General features: G+C 46.9%; 14 protein-coding genes, 1 rRNA gene and 1 other RNA gene. 15 read left to right on the top strand and 1 reads right to left on the bottom strand.

The annotated features are described in order from the left end of the window. Positions 1–9 precede the first annotated feature (9 nt). A complete protein-coding gene (locus ACUC6J_RS00655; protein ID WP_019685778.1) occupies positions 10–1,170 on the bottom strand; it encodes a S8 family peptidase in 1,161 nt (386 codons plus the stop codon). A gap of 405 nt (positions 1,171–1,575) precedes the next feature. Here ACUC6J_RS00655 and rpoE point away from each other — a divergent pair, with 405 nt between their 5' ends. The 15 genes from rpoE (at position 1,576) to ACUC6J_RS00730 (ending at position 16,641) form a co-directional block, all read left to right on the top strand. Further along, positions 1,576–2,127, top strand: a complete 552-nt coding sequence (gene rpoE / locus ACUC6J_RS00660; RefSeq protein ID WP_013368770.1) for a DNA-directed RNA polymerase subunit delta — start codon at positions 1,576–1,578, stop codon at positions 2,125–2,127. A 401-nt stretch (positions 2,128–2,528) separates the two neighbouring features. Continuing rightward, positions 2,529–4,130 carry a CTP synthase gene (locus tag ACUC6J_RS00665; protein WP_016818572.1) on the top strand — a complete coding sequence of 534 codons (1,602 nt, stop codon included), beginning with the start codon at positions 2,529–2,531 and terminating at the stop codon, positions 4,128–4,130. Between the two features lie 213 nt (positions 4,131–4,343). After that, positions 4,344–4,712 carry a response regulator gene (locus ACUC6J_RS00670; protein ID WP_014599366.1) on the top strand — a complete coding sequence of 123 codons (369 nt, stop codon included), beginning with the start codon at positions 4,344–4,346 and terminating at the stop codon, positions 4,710–4,712. A 248-nt stretch (positions 4,713–4,960) separates the two neighbouring features. Next, on the top strand, positions 4,961–5,815 hold the full coding sequence (gene fba / locus ACUC6J_RS00675; protein ID WP_016818574.1) for a class II fructose-1,6-bisphosphate aldolase: 855 nt from the start codon (positions 4,961–4,963) through the stop codon (positions 5,813–5,815). A 225-nt stretch (positions 5,816–6,040) separates the two neighbouring features. After that, entirely contained in the window at positions 6,041–7,294 is a 1,254-nt protein-coding gene (locus tag ACUC6J_RS00680; protein ID WP_016818575.1) for a UDP-N-acetylglucosamine 1-carboxyvinyltransferase, read from the top strand. Between the two features lie 259 nt (positions 7,295–7,553). After that, positions 7,554–8,891, top strand: coding sequence for a transcription termination factor Rho (gene rho / locus ACUC6J_RS00685; RefSeq protein WP_019685779.1), 1,338 nt, complete (start codon positions 7,554–7,556; stop codon positions 8,889–8,891). Between the two features lie 94 nt (positions 8,892–8,985). Further along, positions 8,986–10,257, top strand: coding sequence for a radical SAM protein (locus ACUC6J_RS00690; protein ID WP_447249600.1), 1,272 nt, complete (start codon positions 8,986–8,988; stop codon positions 10,255–10,257). A gap of 152 nt (positions 10,258–10,409) precedes the next feature. Beyond that, complete coding sequence (gene rpmE / locus ACUC6J_RS00695; RefSeq protein WP_016818578.1) at positions 10,410–10,607, top strand: 50S ribosomal protein L31; 198 nt, start codon at positions 10,410–10,412, stop codon at positions 10,605–10,607. Positions 10,608–10,718: 111 nt separating this feature from the next. Next, positions 10,719–10,985, top strand: an RNA gene (gene ffs, locus ACUC6J_RS00700) — signal recognition particle sRNA large type. Positions 10,986–11,141: 156 nt separating this feature from the next. Beyond that, positions 11,142–12,893: a DNA polymerase III subunit gamma/tau gene (gene dnaX, locus ACUC6J_RS00705; protein WP_447249601.1), complete on the top strand. Its 1,752-nt coding sequence runs from the start codon at positions 11,142–11,144 to the stop codon at positions 12,891–12,893. Between the two features lie 40 nt (positions 12,894–12,933). Next, positions 12,934–13,245 carry a YbaB/EbfC family nucleoid-associated protein gene (locus tag ACUC6J_RS00710; RefSeq protein WP_013368784.1) on the top strand — a complete coding sequence of 104 codons (312 nt, stop codon included), beginning with the start codon at positions 12,934–12,936 and terminating at the stop codon, positions 13,243–13,245. Between the two features lie 26 nt (positions 13,246–13,271). Next, on the top strand, positions 13,272–13,871 hold the full coding sequence (gene recR / locus ACUC6J_RS00715) for a recombination mediator RecR (RefSeq protein WP_447249602.1): 600 nt from the start codon (positions 13,272–13,274) through the stop codon (positions 13,869–13,871). A gap of 212 nt (positions 13,872–14,083) precedes the next feature. After that, on the top strand, positions 14,084–14,395 hold the full coding sequence (locus tag ACUC6J_RS00720) for a DUF2508 family protein (RefSeq protein ID WP_016818581.1): 312 nt from the start codon (positions 14,084–14,086) through the stop codon (positions 14,393–14,395). Then, positions 14,392–14,667: a pro-sigmaK processing inhibitor BofA family protein gene (locus tag ACUC6J_RS00725; RefSeq protein WP_025363687.1), complete on the top strand. Its 276-nt coding sequence runs from the start codon at positions 14,392–14,394 to the stop codon at positions 14,665–14,667. The genes ACUC6J_RS00720 and ACUC6J_RS00725 overlap by 4 nt, the downstream gene beginning before the upstream one ends. A 420-nt stretch (positions 14,668–15,087) precedes the next feature. Then, a 16S ribosomal RNA gene (locus tag ACUC6J_RS00730) occupies positions 15,088–16,641 on the top strand. Positions 16,642–16,661: the final 20 nt, after the last annotated feature.

Consider the following 16,661-nt stretch of genomic DNA (forward strand, 5'->3'; position numbering starts at 1 on the left):
GATCGTGGTTCACTTTGTGCCCTCTTGCATCAATCGGAAGGCATCCACTTCTCCAAGCTTGGTGGAGATGGAAGTGCGTCCAGCACTTTTACGAAGGCGTAGCGGTGTGGCAGTGCGCTTAAGCAGCGCTTTAATTTCTCCGGGCTCCAGTTCCGGTCTCAGTGAAAGGAGAAGTGCGATGCTCCCGGTCACATGGGAAGTAGCCATAGAGGTGCCGCTCATTTCATGATGCTTTCCATGAATCCAGGAGGATCTGATCTTCTCACCAGGTGCGTACACGTCTACGAATTGCCCCCGATTGCTAAAAGGAGCGATACGTCTGTATTTGTCGGTAGCTCCGACTGAAATCGTCTGGGAATAGCGGGCCGGATAGTCAATACTTCGACGCTTACCCTCATTTCCCGAGGAAGCTACGATTACAATGCCGTTATGATATGCTTTATTCACCATATCAAGCAGTGCCTTGCTACGCGACTTCATACCAAAGCTCATATTAATAATATCGACACGATTTAATACACACCAGTCGATACCAAGAATGATGTCAGAGACATAGGCGGCTCCATTATGATCGAATGCTTTTACAGGATGAATTAAAGCCCGTGGTGCTACGCCAACCATACCTTCGTCATAGTTGGATGCCGCGATGGTTCCTGCAATATGAGTGCCATGGCCGTTGTCGTCATAGGGTAGCATGGTCCGGTTCAACAAATTGATACCTCTGGCAAGGGAATGGCGAAGATCAGGATGATGAAAATCCGCTCCTGTGTCGATCACACCGATTCTGACCCGATTCCCTGTCGAGGAAGGCCAAGCCTTGTATGCACGTACCTGTTTGACTCCCCATGGCATAGAAATGCTTTTCTCTGCTTTCGGTATATAAGCCGTTTCTGCGTGAACCTTTATGCGGGTATCTTCTTCAACGGTAACACCGTGGTGATATTTGCCCAGCCTGTCTCCCCCTGAAAGCGGAGCGATGAGAGCACGGATTAGCCTAGCCGGTTGTACTTGCCGTAATCCCGCAAGCTCAGGTTTCAGCTTCCTGAGATAGGACAGGCATTCCCGGTATTGGTGAGGCTTATCGAACGTGATAATCTGTTTGTTCCGTCCACTGCCGGACGGCTCCGAAATACCCTCATGCAAACGCTGCAAAAAATCCGGATAGTCCATTTGAGACGGTCCCCCTCCGATGAGCCATGCTGAGGTATTGTATGAGCAAGCGTCAGCTACGGCATGGGAAACTTGCCCCTTTTTTATGGAAATAGGCCTGCTTGTCGTGTCAAAGTAGCTATGGACACATACGATACATGGAGGGCATAAGCTCTTGTGCAACAACTTTGGGAGGCCTCTCCCGGAGCGGGTACAGTCGGAGGCGGGGGGAACCCCGTCTTTTTACGTGTGCCGTCTTGTGCAGAGGGATATTCTTGGAAATTATGACGATACCCATGTTTAACTTGCAATTTGCTTCCAAATAGGTTTTACTTAGTTTTGATAATGGATATGTTAGTATTGCATGTATCGTGTATGCTCTGAAACATGTTCTTGTGAATTACGTGTGAGAGGAAGTGTCCCTAGGTGAGTACACCACTCAACTTGAAGATTGACCCGGAGAAAGTCCACGAGACTCCAATGGTGGATTTGGCATTTATGGTATTGAAAGCAGCCAATACTCCATATTATTACCGTGACCTGATGAATGAAGTCGCCAAATTGCGCGGCTTGTCCGACGAAGAAATTAATGACGTTATTGCTCAGCTATATACTGAAATCAACATTGACGGGCGTTTTGCCTGTGTCGGTACGAATCTGTGGGGCTTGAAACGTTGGTATCCGGTAGATAAATCCGAAGATGCCCTGACAGGCGCCAAGCGTCCTCGTATCATTAACGATGAAGACGATGACGACGAAGATGACTATCATGAGGAAGAAGAAACATACAACTCCGATGACGACTTCGATGCAGATAGCGAAGACGAGGATGGCGAAGACGAGCTGTTCGACGGAGAAGATGACGATGATAGTGACGATGACGTAGTTATTGACGATGAAGACCTCAGTGATGAGGAAGATACAGATGATGAAAATGACGATGAGTCGATCGAAGACGACGACGATTCACTTCGTTAGGAACAGGTTGCAAGGGGAGATACGCTCTCCCCTTTTTCATGACCGTTTTCTTGAAACCCCTGCTGATTTATAGCTTTCAGATAGATTTATTCCAATCAGGTTCAAAGGACAAATTAACACAGATAACTTCCTTGACAGCGGATTGGACACGGGGTAAACTATTGCTTGGGCTTATGATTGATTCACTTATATGTTTGCTTTTTGTATAAAAGTGCCCCGTACTACGGGAGTGCTTTTTTGTTTTTTATAGGGGTGTTTTCACTCATGAAAGAGGGCTAAGGGCGGCGGATTGGAAAATATAACCGCTGCCTTCTTCATGGATGATAATCCGTGCAAACGGGTTACGATAACATCATAATGTCGCCTGAATTTTTGCATCTTATCTAGGAGGGTTTTGAACAGTGACGAAGTATATTTTTGTGACAGGCGGGGTTGTGTCTTCCTTGGGCAAAGGGATTACGGCAGCTTCACTGGGGAGGCTTTTGAAGAACAGGGGACTGAAGGTAACGATTCAAAAATTTGATCCTTACCTGAATGTCGATCCAGGTACCATGAGCCCTTACCAGCACGGTGAAGTGTTTGTAACGGATGATGGTGCGGAAACGGATCTCGACTTGGGACACTATGAGCGCTTTATTGATATTAATCTGTCCAAGAACAGCAATGTCACAACAGGCAAGGTATATTCCAGCGTGATCAGCAAAGAGCGTCGCGGAGAATATTTGGGCGGTACCGTACAGGTTATCCCTCATATTACGAACGAAATCAAGGAGCGCGTGTACCGTGCAGGCCGTGAAGCGGGTTCGGATGTCATTATTACGGAAATCGGCGGTACTGTAGGCGATATTGAAAGCTTGCCATTTTTGGAAGCCATTCGTCAGCTTAAAAGTGAAGTTGGGCGCGAAAATGTGATGTACATTCACGTAACGCTCATTCCTTATATTAAAGCTGCTGGTGAGGTTAAAACCAAACCAACTCAGCACAGTGTGAAAGAACTGCGCAGCATCGGCATTCAACCGAATGTCATTGTTTGCCGTACAGAGCATGAATTGTCCTCCGATATGAAGGCTAAAATTGCATTGTTCTGCGATATTGATGCGAATGCAGTGGTAGAATGCCGCGATGCTTCGACTCTCTACGAGGTTCCGTTGAACCTACGTGAAGAAGGTTTGGACGAAATCGTAGTTAACCACCTGAAGCTGACAACACCTGCACCGGATATGACCGAATGGGAAGGGTTAGTTGATCGAATCAGCAAGTTGGACAAAACGGTTGAAATTGCTATTGTTGGTAAATATGTTGCGCTACATGATGCATACTTAAGTGTTGTTGAGTCACTTTCTCACGCTGGGTTTGATGCAAATGCGGACGTAAAAATCCGCTGGGTGAACGCTGAAGAAGTAACGGACGAGAACGTAGCTGACATGCTGGGCGGCATTGGCGGTATTCTCGTACCAGGTGGCTTCGGCGATCGCGGAATTGAAGGCAAAATCAGCACCATTCGTTATGCACGGGAGCAAAAAATTCCGTTCTTCGGTATTTGCCTGGGTATGCAGGTATCTGTTATTGAGGTTGCTCGTTCCCTGGCTGGTCTCGAAGGAGCCAACAGCTCGGAAATTAACCCGGCTACCGATTATCCTGTCATTGACTTGCTTCCTGACCAAAAAGACATCGAAGATTTGGGCGGTACCATGCGTCTTGGCCTGTATCCATGTAAACTGGTGGAAGGTTCCCTGGCAGAGGCTTGCTACAACGACGAGCTGGTGTACGAGAGACATCGTCATCGGTACGAATTCAATAACGAATATCGTGAAGTTATTGAAAAAGCAGGTCTTCGTATTTCTGGTACTTCACCGGATGGACGTTTGGTGGAAATTGTCGAGCTTCCTGAGCATCCATGGTTCCTGGCGGTACAATTCCATCCAGAATTTACTTCCCGTCCGAATCGTCCACAGCCTTTGTTCCGTGAATTTGTAAAAGCGGCATTGCAGCTTCAAGGTTAATGCTGCAGCTTGAAAGACCTCCTTTGGGAGGTCTTTTTTTATCCCATGCTTCCTGATTATGAAAGAATATTCCACAATTATGTATAAGAGCAGGATTTTCTTTTTGCAGGAGCGAATATAGTTTTAGGTATGGGACGGATATTGTACGTCATCGGACGCTGTTATGGCAATAGCTGCATGATCCTCGTTTTAAGATCTTAGGAGGTTAAAACATTGGAAAAGAAAAAAGTATTAATCGTCGATGACCAGAATGGAATACGGATTTTACTGATGGAAGTGTTCGGAAGTGAGGGTTATGAGACCTTTCAGGCAGCGAACGGGAAAATTGCTCTTGAGATTGTTGAGAAGGAACCACCTGATCTGGTTCTGCTCGATATGAAAATTCCAGGTATGGACGGACTTGAAATTCTGAAGCACCTAAAAAGCATGAATCCCGACATCAAGGTTATTATGATGACAGCGTATGGAGAACTGGACATGATTAAAGAGGCGACGGAGCTAGGTGCACTTATGCATTTTACCAAGCCCTTTGATATTGATGAAATGCGGATCGCCGTGAACAAACAACTCAGAGGTGACTAGGGAAGTCATTTTGGTTGAGGACTCTGTTAACAAAACAGGGTTTTTTGTTTGTGATTATGGGAAATACTGAAAGTAAATCCTCTCCTTATACAATTCTATGGAAAAACGGCGTCCTAAGCGTGATTTTTGTATGTGTTGATATGCAAAAGCTTGTTTAGTATTTAACATGGGTTGTGGTATAATAAGCCCGTATGTGATGTCGGCTAAAAATATAGACAAACCCAAACACCTTTAGGAGGACTGTAACCATGCCATTGGTATCTATGAAAGACATGTTGAACAAAGCACTCGAAGGAAAATATGCAGTAGGTCAATTCAATATTAATAACCTGGAGTGGACTCAAGCTATCTTGGGCGCTGCTGAAGAAGAAAAATCCCCAGTAATCTTGGGTGTTTCTGAAGGCGCAGCACGTCACATGGGCGGATTCTACACTGTTGTTAAAATGGTAGAAGGTCTTATTCATGACATGAAAATTACGGTTCCAGTTGCAATTCACTTGGACCACGGTTCTAGCTTTGACAAATGTAAAGAAGCAATCGACGCTGGTTTCACATCTGTTATGATTGACGATTCCCACAGCCCAATCGAGAAAAATATCGAAACAACGAAGAAAGTTGTTGAATATGCACATTCCAAAGGCGTTTCCGTTGAAGCTGAAGTTGGAATGGTTGGCGGTCAAGAAGATGATGTTGTAGGCGACGTAATGTACGCTAAGCTGGACGATTGTGTACGTATCGTTAAAGAAACAGGCATCGATACACTGGCTCCTGCACTGGGTTCTGTTCATGGACCATACAAAGGTGAACCAAACCTGGGCTTTAAAGAAATGGAAGAAATTCGCGATGCTGTGAAAATGCCACTCGTTCTTCATGGCGGAACAGGTATCCCTACACATGACATCCAAAAATCCATTTCCCTGGGTACTTCCAAAATCAACGTAAACACTGAAAACCAAATCGCATTTGCGAAAGTGGTTCGTGAAGTGCTTGCTGCAAAACCAGATGCTTACGATCCACGTACATTCATCCAACCAGGTCGTGAAGCAATCAAACAAACAGTTATCGGTAAAATCCGTGAGTTCGGTTCCAACAACAAAGCGTAATAAGTTCCAACTAGTCATGCCTCTGCATAGACTGGATGCATTTCTTCGATGTAGCTGTAATTATGCTGCACAAAATATTTAAATCTGTACAGTTGAATAGTGTGGTATGGAAAGCACACCGCTTAGCCGGTGTCTTTCCATTTTAACCACTTAAAAAGTTGAAAGTTTATGGTTTCAGTTCATTGTTTGACCGACTGCAAAACACGTAGGGGGACCCTCAAGCTTATGGAAAAATTGATGATCACCGGTGGACGGCCGCTTCAGGGTACAGTTTCCATCAGCGGTGCCAAAAACAGTGCCATCGCCTTGATTCCCGCAGCCATTCTGGCAGAGTCGGAAGTCATTTTGGATAATTTGCCGCTGCTCAGTGATGTGGCGGTGTATTCCGAAATATTGGAGGAGCTTGGCGCAAAGGTTACCTGGGAAGGTAGCCAGATGAAGATAGACCCTTCCTCCATTAAATCCATTCCTATGCCGAATGGACCTGTTAAGAAATTACGAGCCTCTTATTATATGATGGGGGCTATGCTGGGCAGATTCAAGGAAGCGATCATCGGTTTGCCAGGAGGATGTAATTTTGAACCCCGGCCCATTGATCAGCATATCAAAGGTTTTGAAGCGCTGGGTGCCACGGTTACGAACGAGCACGGCGCTATTCATTTGCACGCCAAAGAACTGCGCGGCACCAAGATTTATTTGGATGTCAGCAGCGTAGGAGCAACCATTAATATTATGCTGGCGGCCGCACGTGCCAAAGGCGCCACAACTATCGAAAATGCGGCTAAAGAGCCTGAGATTATAGATGTAGCAACTCTGTTAAACTCCATGGGGGCGATTATTAAAGGCGCTGGTACGGAGACGATTCGTATAGAAGGTGTGTCGGAGCTGCATGGTTGCCGTCATTCCATCATACCTGACCGTATACAAGCAGGCACTTATATGATTGCTGCTGCGGCAACCCGTGGAAATGTATTGATTGACAATGTAATCCCTAAACATATGGAGGCTCTCACTGCCAAAATGCAGGAAATGGGCATCGGCATCGAGGAATATGATGAAAGTATTCGCGTACTGGGTGCACCTTCCTATGGGCATGTCGACGTTAAAGCCTTGGTATACCCCGGCTTCCCCACAGATTTACAATCTCCCATGACCAGCTTGCTAACCCAAGCTCAGGGTGTTAGTGTGTTGAGCGATTTTGTGTACAGCAATCGTTTTAAGCACGTCCCTGAACTGGTGCGAATGGGGGCTAAAATTCGCGTAGAGGGTCGGTCTGCCATTATTGAAGGTGGTCAACTGAATGCGGCTAAAGTGAAGGCTGCAGATCTGCGCGCCGGAGCGGCCCTTGTCATTGCTGGACTTACAGTAAGCGAAGGGGTAACCGAGGTGGCAGGTGTCGAGTATATTGACCGTGGTTATGATCATCTCGTTTCGAACCTGCGTCTTTTAGGCGCAGATGTGTGGCGGCAGACTGAGTAATTAAACCATGTACTTTGTTTGAATTTACTGTAACCAAAGCGGAATAACGGGTAACGCCTATGCAGCCGCTGCTTGGTATAAGATTTGGTCCATACCTAACAATCTTTTATCAAAAAACCGGAATAATTCGGTATAATTCAGGCAGCTGGCTGCATAACTTTATTTGTTTTGGTTAAAATTATGTTGATGGTGTTTATGATATCATTGTCTATCATTTAATTGTATGAATGGACTTAATAATTGAATAGGTGGTTATTATATGGATCTGCAAATTTCCGATCTGGAAGAAATGAAGCTGACCGACCTGTACAAGCTGGCCAAGCAATACCAGATCCCGTACTACGGAACGCTCAAGAAGAAAGAATTAATTTTCGCCATCCTGCGAGCACAAGCTGAGAAGAGTGGATTAATGTTTATGCAGGGTGTTCTGGAAATACTTCCTGAAGGTTACGGCTTTCTGAGGCCGATCAACTATCTCCCGAGTACCGAAGATATTTACATCTCTGCTTCACAAATCCGCAAGTTTGACCTGAGAACGGGCGATCTCGTTTCCGGTAAATGCCGAACGCCGAAAGAAAATGAACGGTATTTTGGATTGCTTCAAGTTAACGCCGTCAATGGAAGAAGTCCTGAGCAAGCTGCTGAGCGGCTACATTTTCCTGCACTGACTCCACTGTATCCGCAAACCAAATTAGTCCTTGAAACTTCCCCCAACCATTTGTCTACGAGAATTATGGATGTACTGGCCCCTGTCGGACTCGGACAGCGCGGACTTATTGTGGCACCTCCCAAAGCTGGGAAGACGCTTCTCCTCAAAGAAATTGCCAATAGCATTTCTACCAACAATCCCGAGATTGAGCTATTTGTCTTGTTGATTGATGAACGTCCTGAAGAAGTGACTGACATGCAGCGTTCTGTCAAAGGTGAAGTTGTGGCCTCTACATTTGATGAACTTCCTGAAAATCACATCAAAGTGGCAGAACTGGTGTTGGAGCGTGCACTGCGTCTCGTAGAACATAAAAAGGATGTTGTCATCCTGTTGGATAGCATTACACGGTTGGCTCGTGCGTACAATCTCGTCATCCCTCCTTCTGGTCGTACTTTGAGTGGGGGTATTGATCCGGCAGCATTTCACCGTCCAAAACGCTTTTTTGGCGCAGCTCGGAATGTGGAGGAAGGCGGTAGCTTGACGATTCTTGCCACAGCGCTGATTGATACAGGATCTCGTATGGACGATATTATTTACGAAGAGTTCAAAGGCACAGGCAACATGGAGCTGCATTTGGACCGCAAACTGGCAGAACGTCGTATCTTTCCTGCGATTGATATTCGTCGTTCCGGTACACGTCGTGAGGAAGTGCTGTTGAACAAGGAAGAACTAGATACGATCTGGGCTATTCGTAAAAATATGACGGAAAGCCATGACTTTGTGGAAGGCTTCCTCAAAAAACTGCGTAACAGCAAAACTAACGCTGAGTTTTTAGCCTCGTTTGATTTGACAGCACCTTCTTCCAGCGGCTCGCAAGGTAGCTCTGGTGGCCAACAACGAAGAACTACGCGTTCTACCACAGCGTCGGTTCCCGCCACAACCAATTAAACCCAACCCATGTATTTTATCTGTTCCGTAAGTAGACAGCCATTACTATTTATTTGGTTAATGGCGCGTTTAATGGAACGAAAGGAGCTCCATAATGTATTTGGTGTATGCCGACGAAAAAGGCAATGTATATGATCATGCTTCTTTGTATGGGCTTGCCCGTAGTGCAGACATGATTGTTGAAATCATGGAGGATGAGCTTATTCCGTTGCCGGAAGGAGCCACACTGGTAAGCCTGCCCAGCACCCGCCCGGTCGGTATGAACCCTGAAACAGGGGAAATGGTCTCTCTTCCGGGAAATATGCAGGCAGTAGGGGCTTTGTTACCCCAAGGCTTTACACGTCTGTGTCTGCCGGGATATGTGAAGACGGATAAGGAGTATAAACTCCCGTTGTTCGGTTATTCAGCCGTTGTCTGGAAAGATGGGGCGTTTTATGTAACAGCAGAGCAGAGTGACAGTCCTTCCAAATGGAATCCCGAAAACTGTGACCGCAATCAAGTTAAATTGGGAGTTCAGCGGATGACAGAGCAGTATCCCGAAAATAGGCTGTACCAGCATTTGTCTAACTGTGCGCTGGGGTACGAATGCCTTACTTCCTCGAATACGTTCCTGAATCGCTGGGAGGGGGGAGTTCCGGTATCTTATTCTTGTAATGCGGGCTGCTTTGGTTGTATATCTGAACAGCCGGATGACAGTGGTTTTGTATCTCCTCAGACAAGAATGAACTTCCGTCCCCGCGTGGAAGAGATTGTAGAAGTTATGTTGGAACATTTGAAGACACCTGAGTCTATCATCAGTTTTGGGCAAGGTTGTGAAGGTGAGCCCTCCACTCAAGCCAAACTGATTATTAATGCGATCAAAGAAGTACGTTCCGTTACAGATATGGGATATATTAATATCAACACCAATGCGGGATTGAATGATCATATCCGGGGAATTGTGGATGCGGGTCTTGATCTCATGCGAGTAAGCACAATTAGTGCATTGGACGACCATTACAATGCGTATTACAAGCCGCGCGGATACACGCTGGCTAATGTGGAAAAGTCACTCCGTTATGCGTCCGATCAGGGAGTGTATACGTCCATCAACTATTTGATTTTTCCGGGTGTAACAGACCGGGAGGAAGAAATTGAGGCAATGATTGAATTTGCCAAACGCACTAAGCTCAAGCTGATTCAAATGCGTAATCTGAATATTGATCCTGAAAGCTATCTGGAGTTGATTCCACCGGCTCAAGGGGAGATACTTGGTATGAAGCAAATGCTTGAGATTTATCGTGAGGAACTGCCGGATGTGGTTATCGGTTCTTACACTCATGTGCCGCCGCAAGGGCTGGCACGTCCCAAATTTGCCAGAACCTAAACGGTCGGGAGTTATTTGAAACACACCGATCTTACACTGTTTTGTGTGCTAAAAAGATGTTGAAACACTTATATTCAAGTGCTATAATTTGAACATGTGTTCATACAACTCTGGGCTGATAGGACGTTCAGGGCGGAAAGAGGTGAAAGTTAATGCAACAGGCTATTCAACCGAAGTATAACGTAACTAATGTTACTTGCGCTTGCGGGAATACGTTTGAAACTGGTTCTGTAAAGGAATCTCTGCGTGTGGAGATTTGCTCCGCTTGCCATCCGTTCTTCACAGGTAAGCAGAAGTTTATTGATGCTGGTGGACGTGTGGATCGTTTCAAAAAGAAATACGGTATGTAATAAGTTGCCGCAAGAGATAAAGTTATTAGAGCCTTCTGCAATTGCAGGAGGCTCTTTTTGTCGTTATTTGCTATTTGCATTTTGTGCAACCATGAGATATACTTATTTTCACCGTGCTAGATGGGGAGGTAGCGGTGCCCTGTAACTCGCAATCCGCTATAGCGAGGTTGAATTCCTGTTAGAGGTGTTGTTGATGTGAGGCTGGTCCCTGCGCACAATGTTGACGGTTGGGTCCTCCGCAATGAGTACTTGTGAACCTGGTCAGGTCCGGAAGGAAGCAGCCATAAGCAAGTCCACTCTTGTGCCGGAGGGTTGCCTAGCCCGAGTTGTTGCTCAGGGTTGCCGCTCGGATCACAACGATCAATAACAGGTGCACGGTATATACTTAGGGATTGAAACATCTTGGCGATTATGCGAAGGTGTTTTTTTGTGCTTATAATTTGAAATGTGTCTGGTTTAGATTCGGACGGGAGTATAGTATAATGAAGTGACCATAAATGGTCATGAAAGTGAATGGGAAAGAGGGAACGCGCATTGGAACATATAGCGTTGTACCGTGCTTGGCGGCCGCAGGCTTTCAAGGACATGGTAGGACAACAGCATATTATCCAGACATTGCAGAATGCCATCCGCGAAAATCGCACGTCCCATGCCTACCTGTTCAGTGGTCCGCGAGGAACGGGTAAGACCAGTGCCGCCAAAATTTTGGCCAAGGCAATCAACTGTGAGCATGGACCTGCGCCGGAACCTTGCAACGAATGCGAAGCCTGTAAACGGATCACGGCCGGAGCGGTCATGGATGTGCAGGAGATTGACGCAGCCTCTAACCGGGGTGTTGAAGAGATTCGTGATTTGCGCGATAAAGTCAAATATGCGCCCACAGAAGTGCGGCACAAGGTTTATATCATTGATGAAGTGCACATGCTGACGACGGAAGCGTTCAATGCGCTGCTCAAGACGCTGGAAGAGCCGCCGCCACACGTAATGTTTATATTGGCTACGACAGAGCCGCATCGGATTCCCGCGACAATTATTTCACGTTGCCAGCGTTTTGACTTTCGGCGAGTATCGCTGGAGGAGCAGACAGAGCGGCTTGACCTGATATGTCAACAGGAGAACATCCAGGCTGATTTGGATGCACTGCAATATATTGCACGTCTTTCAGATGGCGGGATGCGAGATGCGGTTAGCGTTTTGGACCAGATATCCTCGTTTACTGATGGCAGGGTTACGTATCAGCAGGTGCTGGATATGACGGGCGGGATCGCATCCGAGCAATTCGGTAAATTGGCCTTGGCATTACTGAAAGAAGATGTGGGCACAGTGCTCCAATTGATCGAGAACTTTATGCAGGAAGGTAAAAGTGCGGATAAGTGTATGGAGAATCTTCTGTACTATTTCCGAGATCTGCTAATGATCAAGATGGTGCCGCAGGCGACCAAAATGACAGAGCGAGTGCTGAATCCGGAGCAGTTTAAGGAAGTGGCAGATGCTTTTACCAAGGAGCAGCTCTTTGCAATGATCGACACCCTTAATCGTTATCAAGGTGAGATGAAATATGCCGTTCAGCCCCAAACTTTATTTGAGGTAGCTCTATTGAAGTTATGCAGCATTCCGGGGGAAGCGGGAACTGCTGCTCAACCGACTGTACAGCGCTCTGGTGCTGCTGCTGGTCAAGAAGAAGTGGCCGTGTTAAAGCGCCAGCTTGCTGAGCTGGAAAAGAAGCTGGAACGTGCAATGCAAGGTGGCTTGGCCGCTGGAGTGGGTCAGGAGGCATCTTCAGGCGGTCGTCAGGCTTCTGGTGGTCGTGCCCCTGCTCCACGTCTTTCAGCGCCAGCTAAACTTCCTTCTCAGTTGGATCGCTATATCGCTGAGAAGTCAAGCGAAGCGTTCGCAGCGGTGGGGCGCAAGTGGAGCCAGATTTTGCAAGGGGTAAAAGAGGCGAAAGTTACGGTTCATGCTTGGTTTATGGATGGTGAGCCGGTTTCTGTGTTAGAGGACAGTGTGCTGGTCGCGTTTAAAAACAACATTCATCGTGAAACTACCGAAAAGCCTGCCAATAAGCAGGTCATCGAGAAGGTTTTGCATGAGCAGTTGGGTCATCCTTATCGTTTGGTAACGATGATGCAAAAGGATTGGAATGCTGCGATTGAAGGAGTTTCTGACCAGCCTGCCGAAGAATTGCAACTGGAGCCGGAGCATGATGCGCCGGGAAAGTCCAAGGAGCCCTGGATTGATGAAGCGATTCAGCTGTTCGGGGAAGACCTGGTAGTCATTAAAGAATAATGAAATGTAGATGTATACTTCATTAAAGGAGATGATTGAAATGAACAATATGAACCAAATGATGAAGCAAGTGAAAAAGATGCAGGAACAAATGCTGAAAGCCCAAGAGGAGCTTGGTGGGAAAGTAATCGAAGGTTCTTCTGGTGGCGGTGTGGTAACTGTAGAGGTAAGTGGACATAAAAAAGTGTTGTCCATCACAATCAAACCGGAAGCTGTAGATCCTGATGATGTAGAAATGCTGCAAGACCTCGTACTCACTGCAGTCAATGATGCTTTGTCCAAAGCGGATGAACTGGCTAATGATGATATGGGTAAATTTACAGGTGGTATGAAAATTCCGGGCTTGTTCTAGTCTACTCATAAAGGAGAAACACGCTATTGCATTATCCCGAGCCGATTGCAAAGCTGATTGATGCTTTTACGCGCCTGCCGGGAGTAGGCCCAAAAACAGCTGCCCGGTTGGCTTTTCACGTACTGAAAATGAAAGAAGATGATGTGATTGATTTCGCCAAAGCGCTGGTCAATGTAAAACGCAATCTTCGCTTTTGTTCAGTCTGCGGCAATATTACGGACACGGACCCTTGTCGGATCTGTCAGGATAAAACGAGGGATGCTTCCGTCATTTGTGTTGTTCAGGATGCCAAGGATCTGGTGGCTATGGAGCGTACCAAGGAGTTTGATGGTTTGTACCATGTGCTTCACGGGGCAATCTCTCCGATGGAGGGGATTGGTCCTGAGGATATCAAACTCAAGGAGTTGCTGACCAGGCTCAGTGATGAACGCGTCAAGGAGTTGATTCTGGCTACGAATCCGAACATTGAAGGAGAGGCCACGGCTATGTACATTTCACGGCTAGTGCGTCCTTTTGAAATCAAGGTTACTCGTATTGCTCACGGTTTGCCTGTGGGCGGGGATTTGGAGTATGCTGACGAGGTCACCCTGTCCAAAGCACTAGAAGGCCGCAGAGAGCTCAATTAGTAGGTGTAGTTATACGTTATAAGTTCTGAGACTGAAATGTCCTTGGGACATCCTTGATTTGCTTAGGGAGCCGTTACGGCTCCTTTTTTATTTGCATGAATAGATGGCTTTATAGTCGTTTCTGGTTCTAAGTTTGTCCTTTGTTCAATAAGTATGAATAAGGTGGTCTTGCAGACTGTACACATAATTCAGCTTGTGAGGAGGATGAATGAATGTGGGAACGGATGAAGCAAAATTTCCGTCGTCAGGAGAATGGGAAGACAGAAGCGGAGTATCGCCAGGAATTGTTTGCTCAGATTCGAGCTTCGCATGCGGAATGGTTAAGAGCACATCGTTTATTTCATGAAGCTACGGGTAAGGATGAAATCGACTACGCCATTTTTGTTCTGGAAGCTGCGGAGCGTAAATATCAAATACATTTAAAAAGCGCAAAGCAGCAAGGGCTACATCGTTTTCATCTGCCAGCAGATGAACCGGGGTATGCCAATGATGCTGACCGGGTTCACAAACGGAGAGCGGAATGAGAGGGGTAGTCTGGCTTGTCTTGATTGCCTGTGCCGGATTACTGATGTACCTAATCCTCAAAAAACGTCTGAGGATCGGTTGGTTTGTAGTATTCGGAGCGCATATGGCTCTGGCAGCTATTGCACTGTATGTTATCAATTATTCAGGGTGGATTACACAGGTGTACATTCCGATTAACCCAGTGACGATGGGAGCAGTAACGATATTAGGCTTGCCAGGAATTGCGCTTTTACTGGGATTGAAAATAATATTGTTCGGACAGGCTGTCTGAAAAACATTATTGTAGCAGTTGTTAGGGAAGGGGAGTGTGCAAAAAAAGATGGGGTTTGGTTAGTCTAATGCGGTATTGTTTTATTTTATAAATTATAGTTGACGACGAATTCTGAAATGTGATACATTAATTCTCGGCCTTTAAAGCCCGGGAATTTTTTTGTGTGAGCAATGCTTAAATGAAATTGAAAATAATTTTAAAAAAGTGTTGACTTAAATCCCGATCGTATGTTATATTAATTAAGTCGCCGCTGAGATGCGGTGGTGAAACAAAGTGAAATATTATGAAGGTTTGATCTTTGAAAACTGAACAACGAGTGAGTAAACTGATTTTGTTCGCAAAATCAAACAAAGAGATATTTTATCTCGTCAGTTTCAAAATGAGCTAATCGCTCTTTCTATAACCAGCTTCGGCTGGTCTTTAATGGAGAGTTTGATCCTGGCTCAGGACGAACGCTGGCGGCGTGCCTAATACATGCAAGTCGAGCGGGGTTAGTTAGAAGCTTGCTTCTAACTAACCTAGCGGCGGACGGGTGAGTAACACGTAGGCAACCTGCCCACAAGACAGGGATAACTACCGGAAACGGTAGCTAATACCCGATACATCCTTTTCCTGCATGGGAGAAGGAGGAAAGGCGGAGCAATCTGTCACTTGTGGATGGGCCTGCGGCGCATTAGCTAGTTGGTGGGGTAAAGGCCTACCAAGGCGACGATGCGTAGCCGACCTGAGAGGGTGATCGGCCACACTGGGACTGAGACACGGCCCAGACTCCTACGGGAGGCAGCAGTAGGGAATCTTCCGCAATGGGCGAAAGCCTGACGGAGCAACGCCGCGTGAGTGATGAAGGTTTTCGGATCGTAAAGCTCTGTTGCCAGGGAAGAACGCTTGAGAGAGTAACTGCTCTTGAGGTGACGGTACCTGAGAAGAAAGCCCCGGCTAACTACGTGCCAGCAGCCGCGGTAATACGTAGGGGGCAAGCGTTGTCCGGAATTATTGGGCGTAAAGCGCGCGCAGGCGGCTCTTTAAGTCTGGTGTTTAATCCCGAGGCTCAACTTCGGGTCGCACTGGAAACTGGGGAGCTTGAGTGCAGAAGAGGAGAGTGGAATTCCACGTGTAGCGGTGAAATGCGTAGAGATGTGGAGGAACACCAGTGGCGAAGGCGACTCTCTGGGCTGTAACTGACGCTGAGGCGCGAAAGCGTGGGGAGCAAACAGGATTAGATACCCTGGTAGTCCACGCCGTAAACGATGAATGCTAGGTGTTAGGGGTTTCGATACCCTTGGTGCCGAAGTTAACACATTAAGCATTCCGCCTGGGGAGTACGGTCGCAAGACTGAAACTCAAAGGAATTGACGGGGACCCGCACAAGCAGTGGAGTATGTGGTTTAATTCGAAGCAACGCGAAGAACCTTACCAGGTCTTGACATCCCTCTGACCGGTCTAGAGATAGATCTTTCCTTCGGGACAGAGGAGACAGGTGGTGCATGGTTGTCGTCAGCTCGTGTCGTGAGATGTTGGGTTAAGTCCCGCAACGAGCGCAACCCTTATGCTTAGTTGCCAGCAGGTCAAGCTGGGCACTCTAAGCAGACTGCCGGTGACAAACCGGAGGAAGGTGGGGATGACGTCAAATCATCATGCCCCTTATGACCTGGGCTACACACGTACTACAATGGCCGGTACAACGGGGAGCGAAACCGCGAGGTGGAGCCAATCCTAGAAAAGCCGGTCTCAGTTCGGATTGTAGGCTGCAACTCGCCTACATGAAGTCGGAATTGCTAGTAATCGCGGATCAGCATGCCGCGGTGAATACGTTCCCGGGTCTTGTACACACCGCCCGTCACACCACGAGAGTTTACAACACCCGAAGTCGGTGGGGTAACCGCAAGGAGCCAGCCGCCGAAGGTGGGGTAGATGATTGGGGTGAAGTCGTAACAAGGTAGCCGTATCGGAAGGTGCGGCTGGATCACCTCCTTTCTATGGAGAATCGTTTCCTG

The sequence above is a fragment of the Paenibacillus sp. JJ1683 genome, from assembly GCF_053006485.1.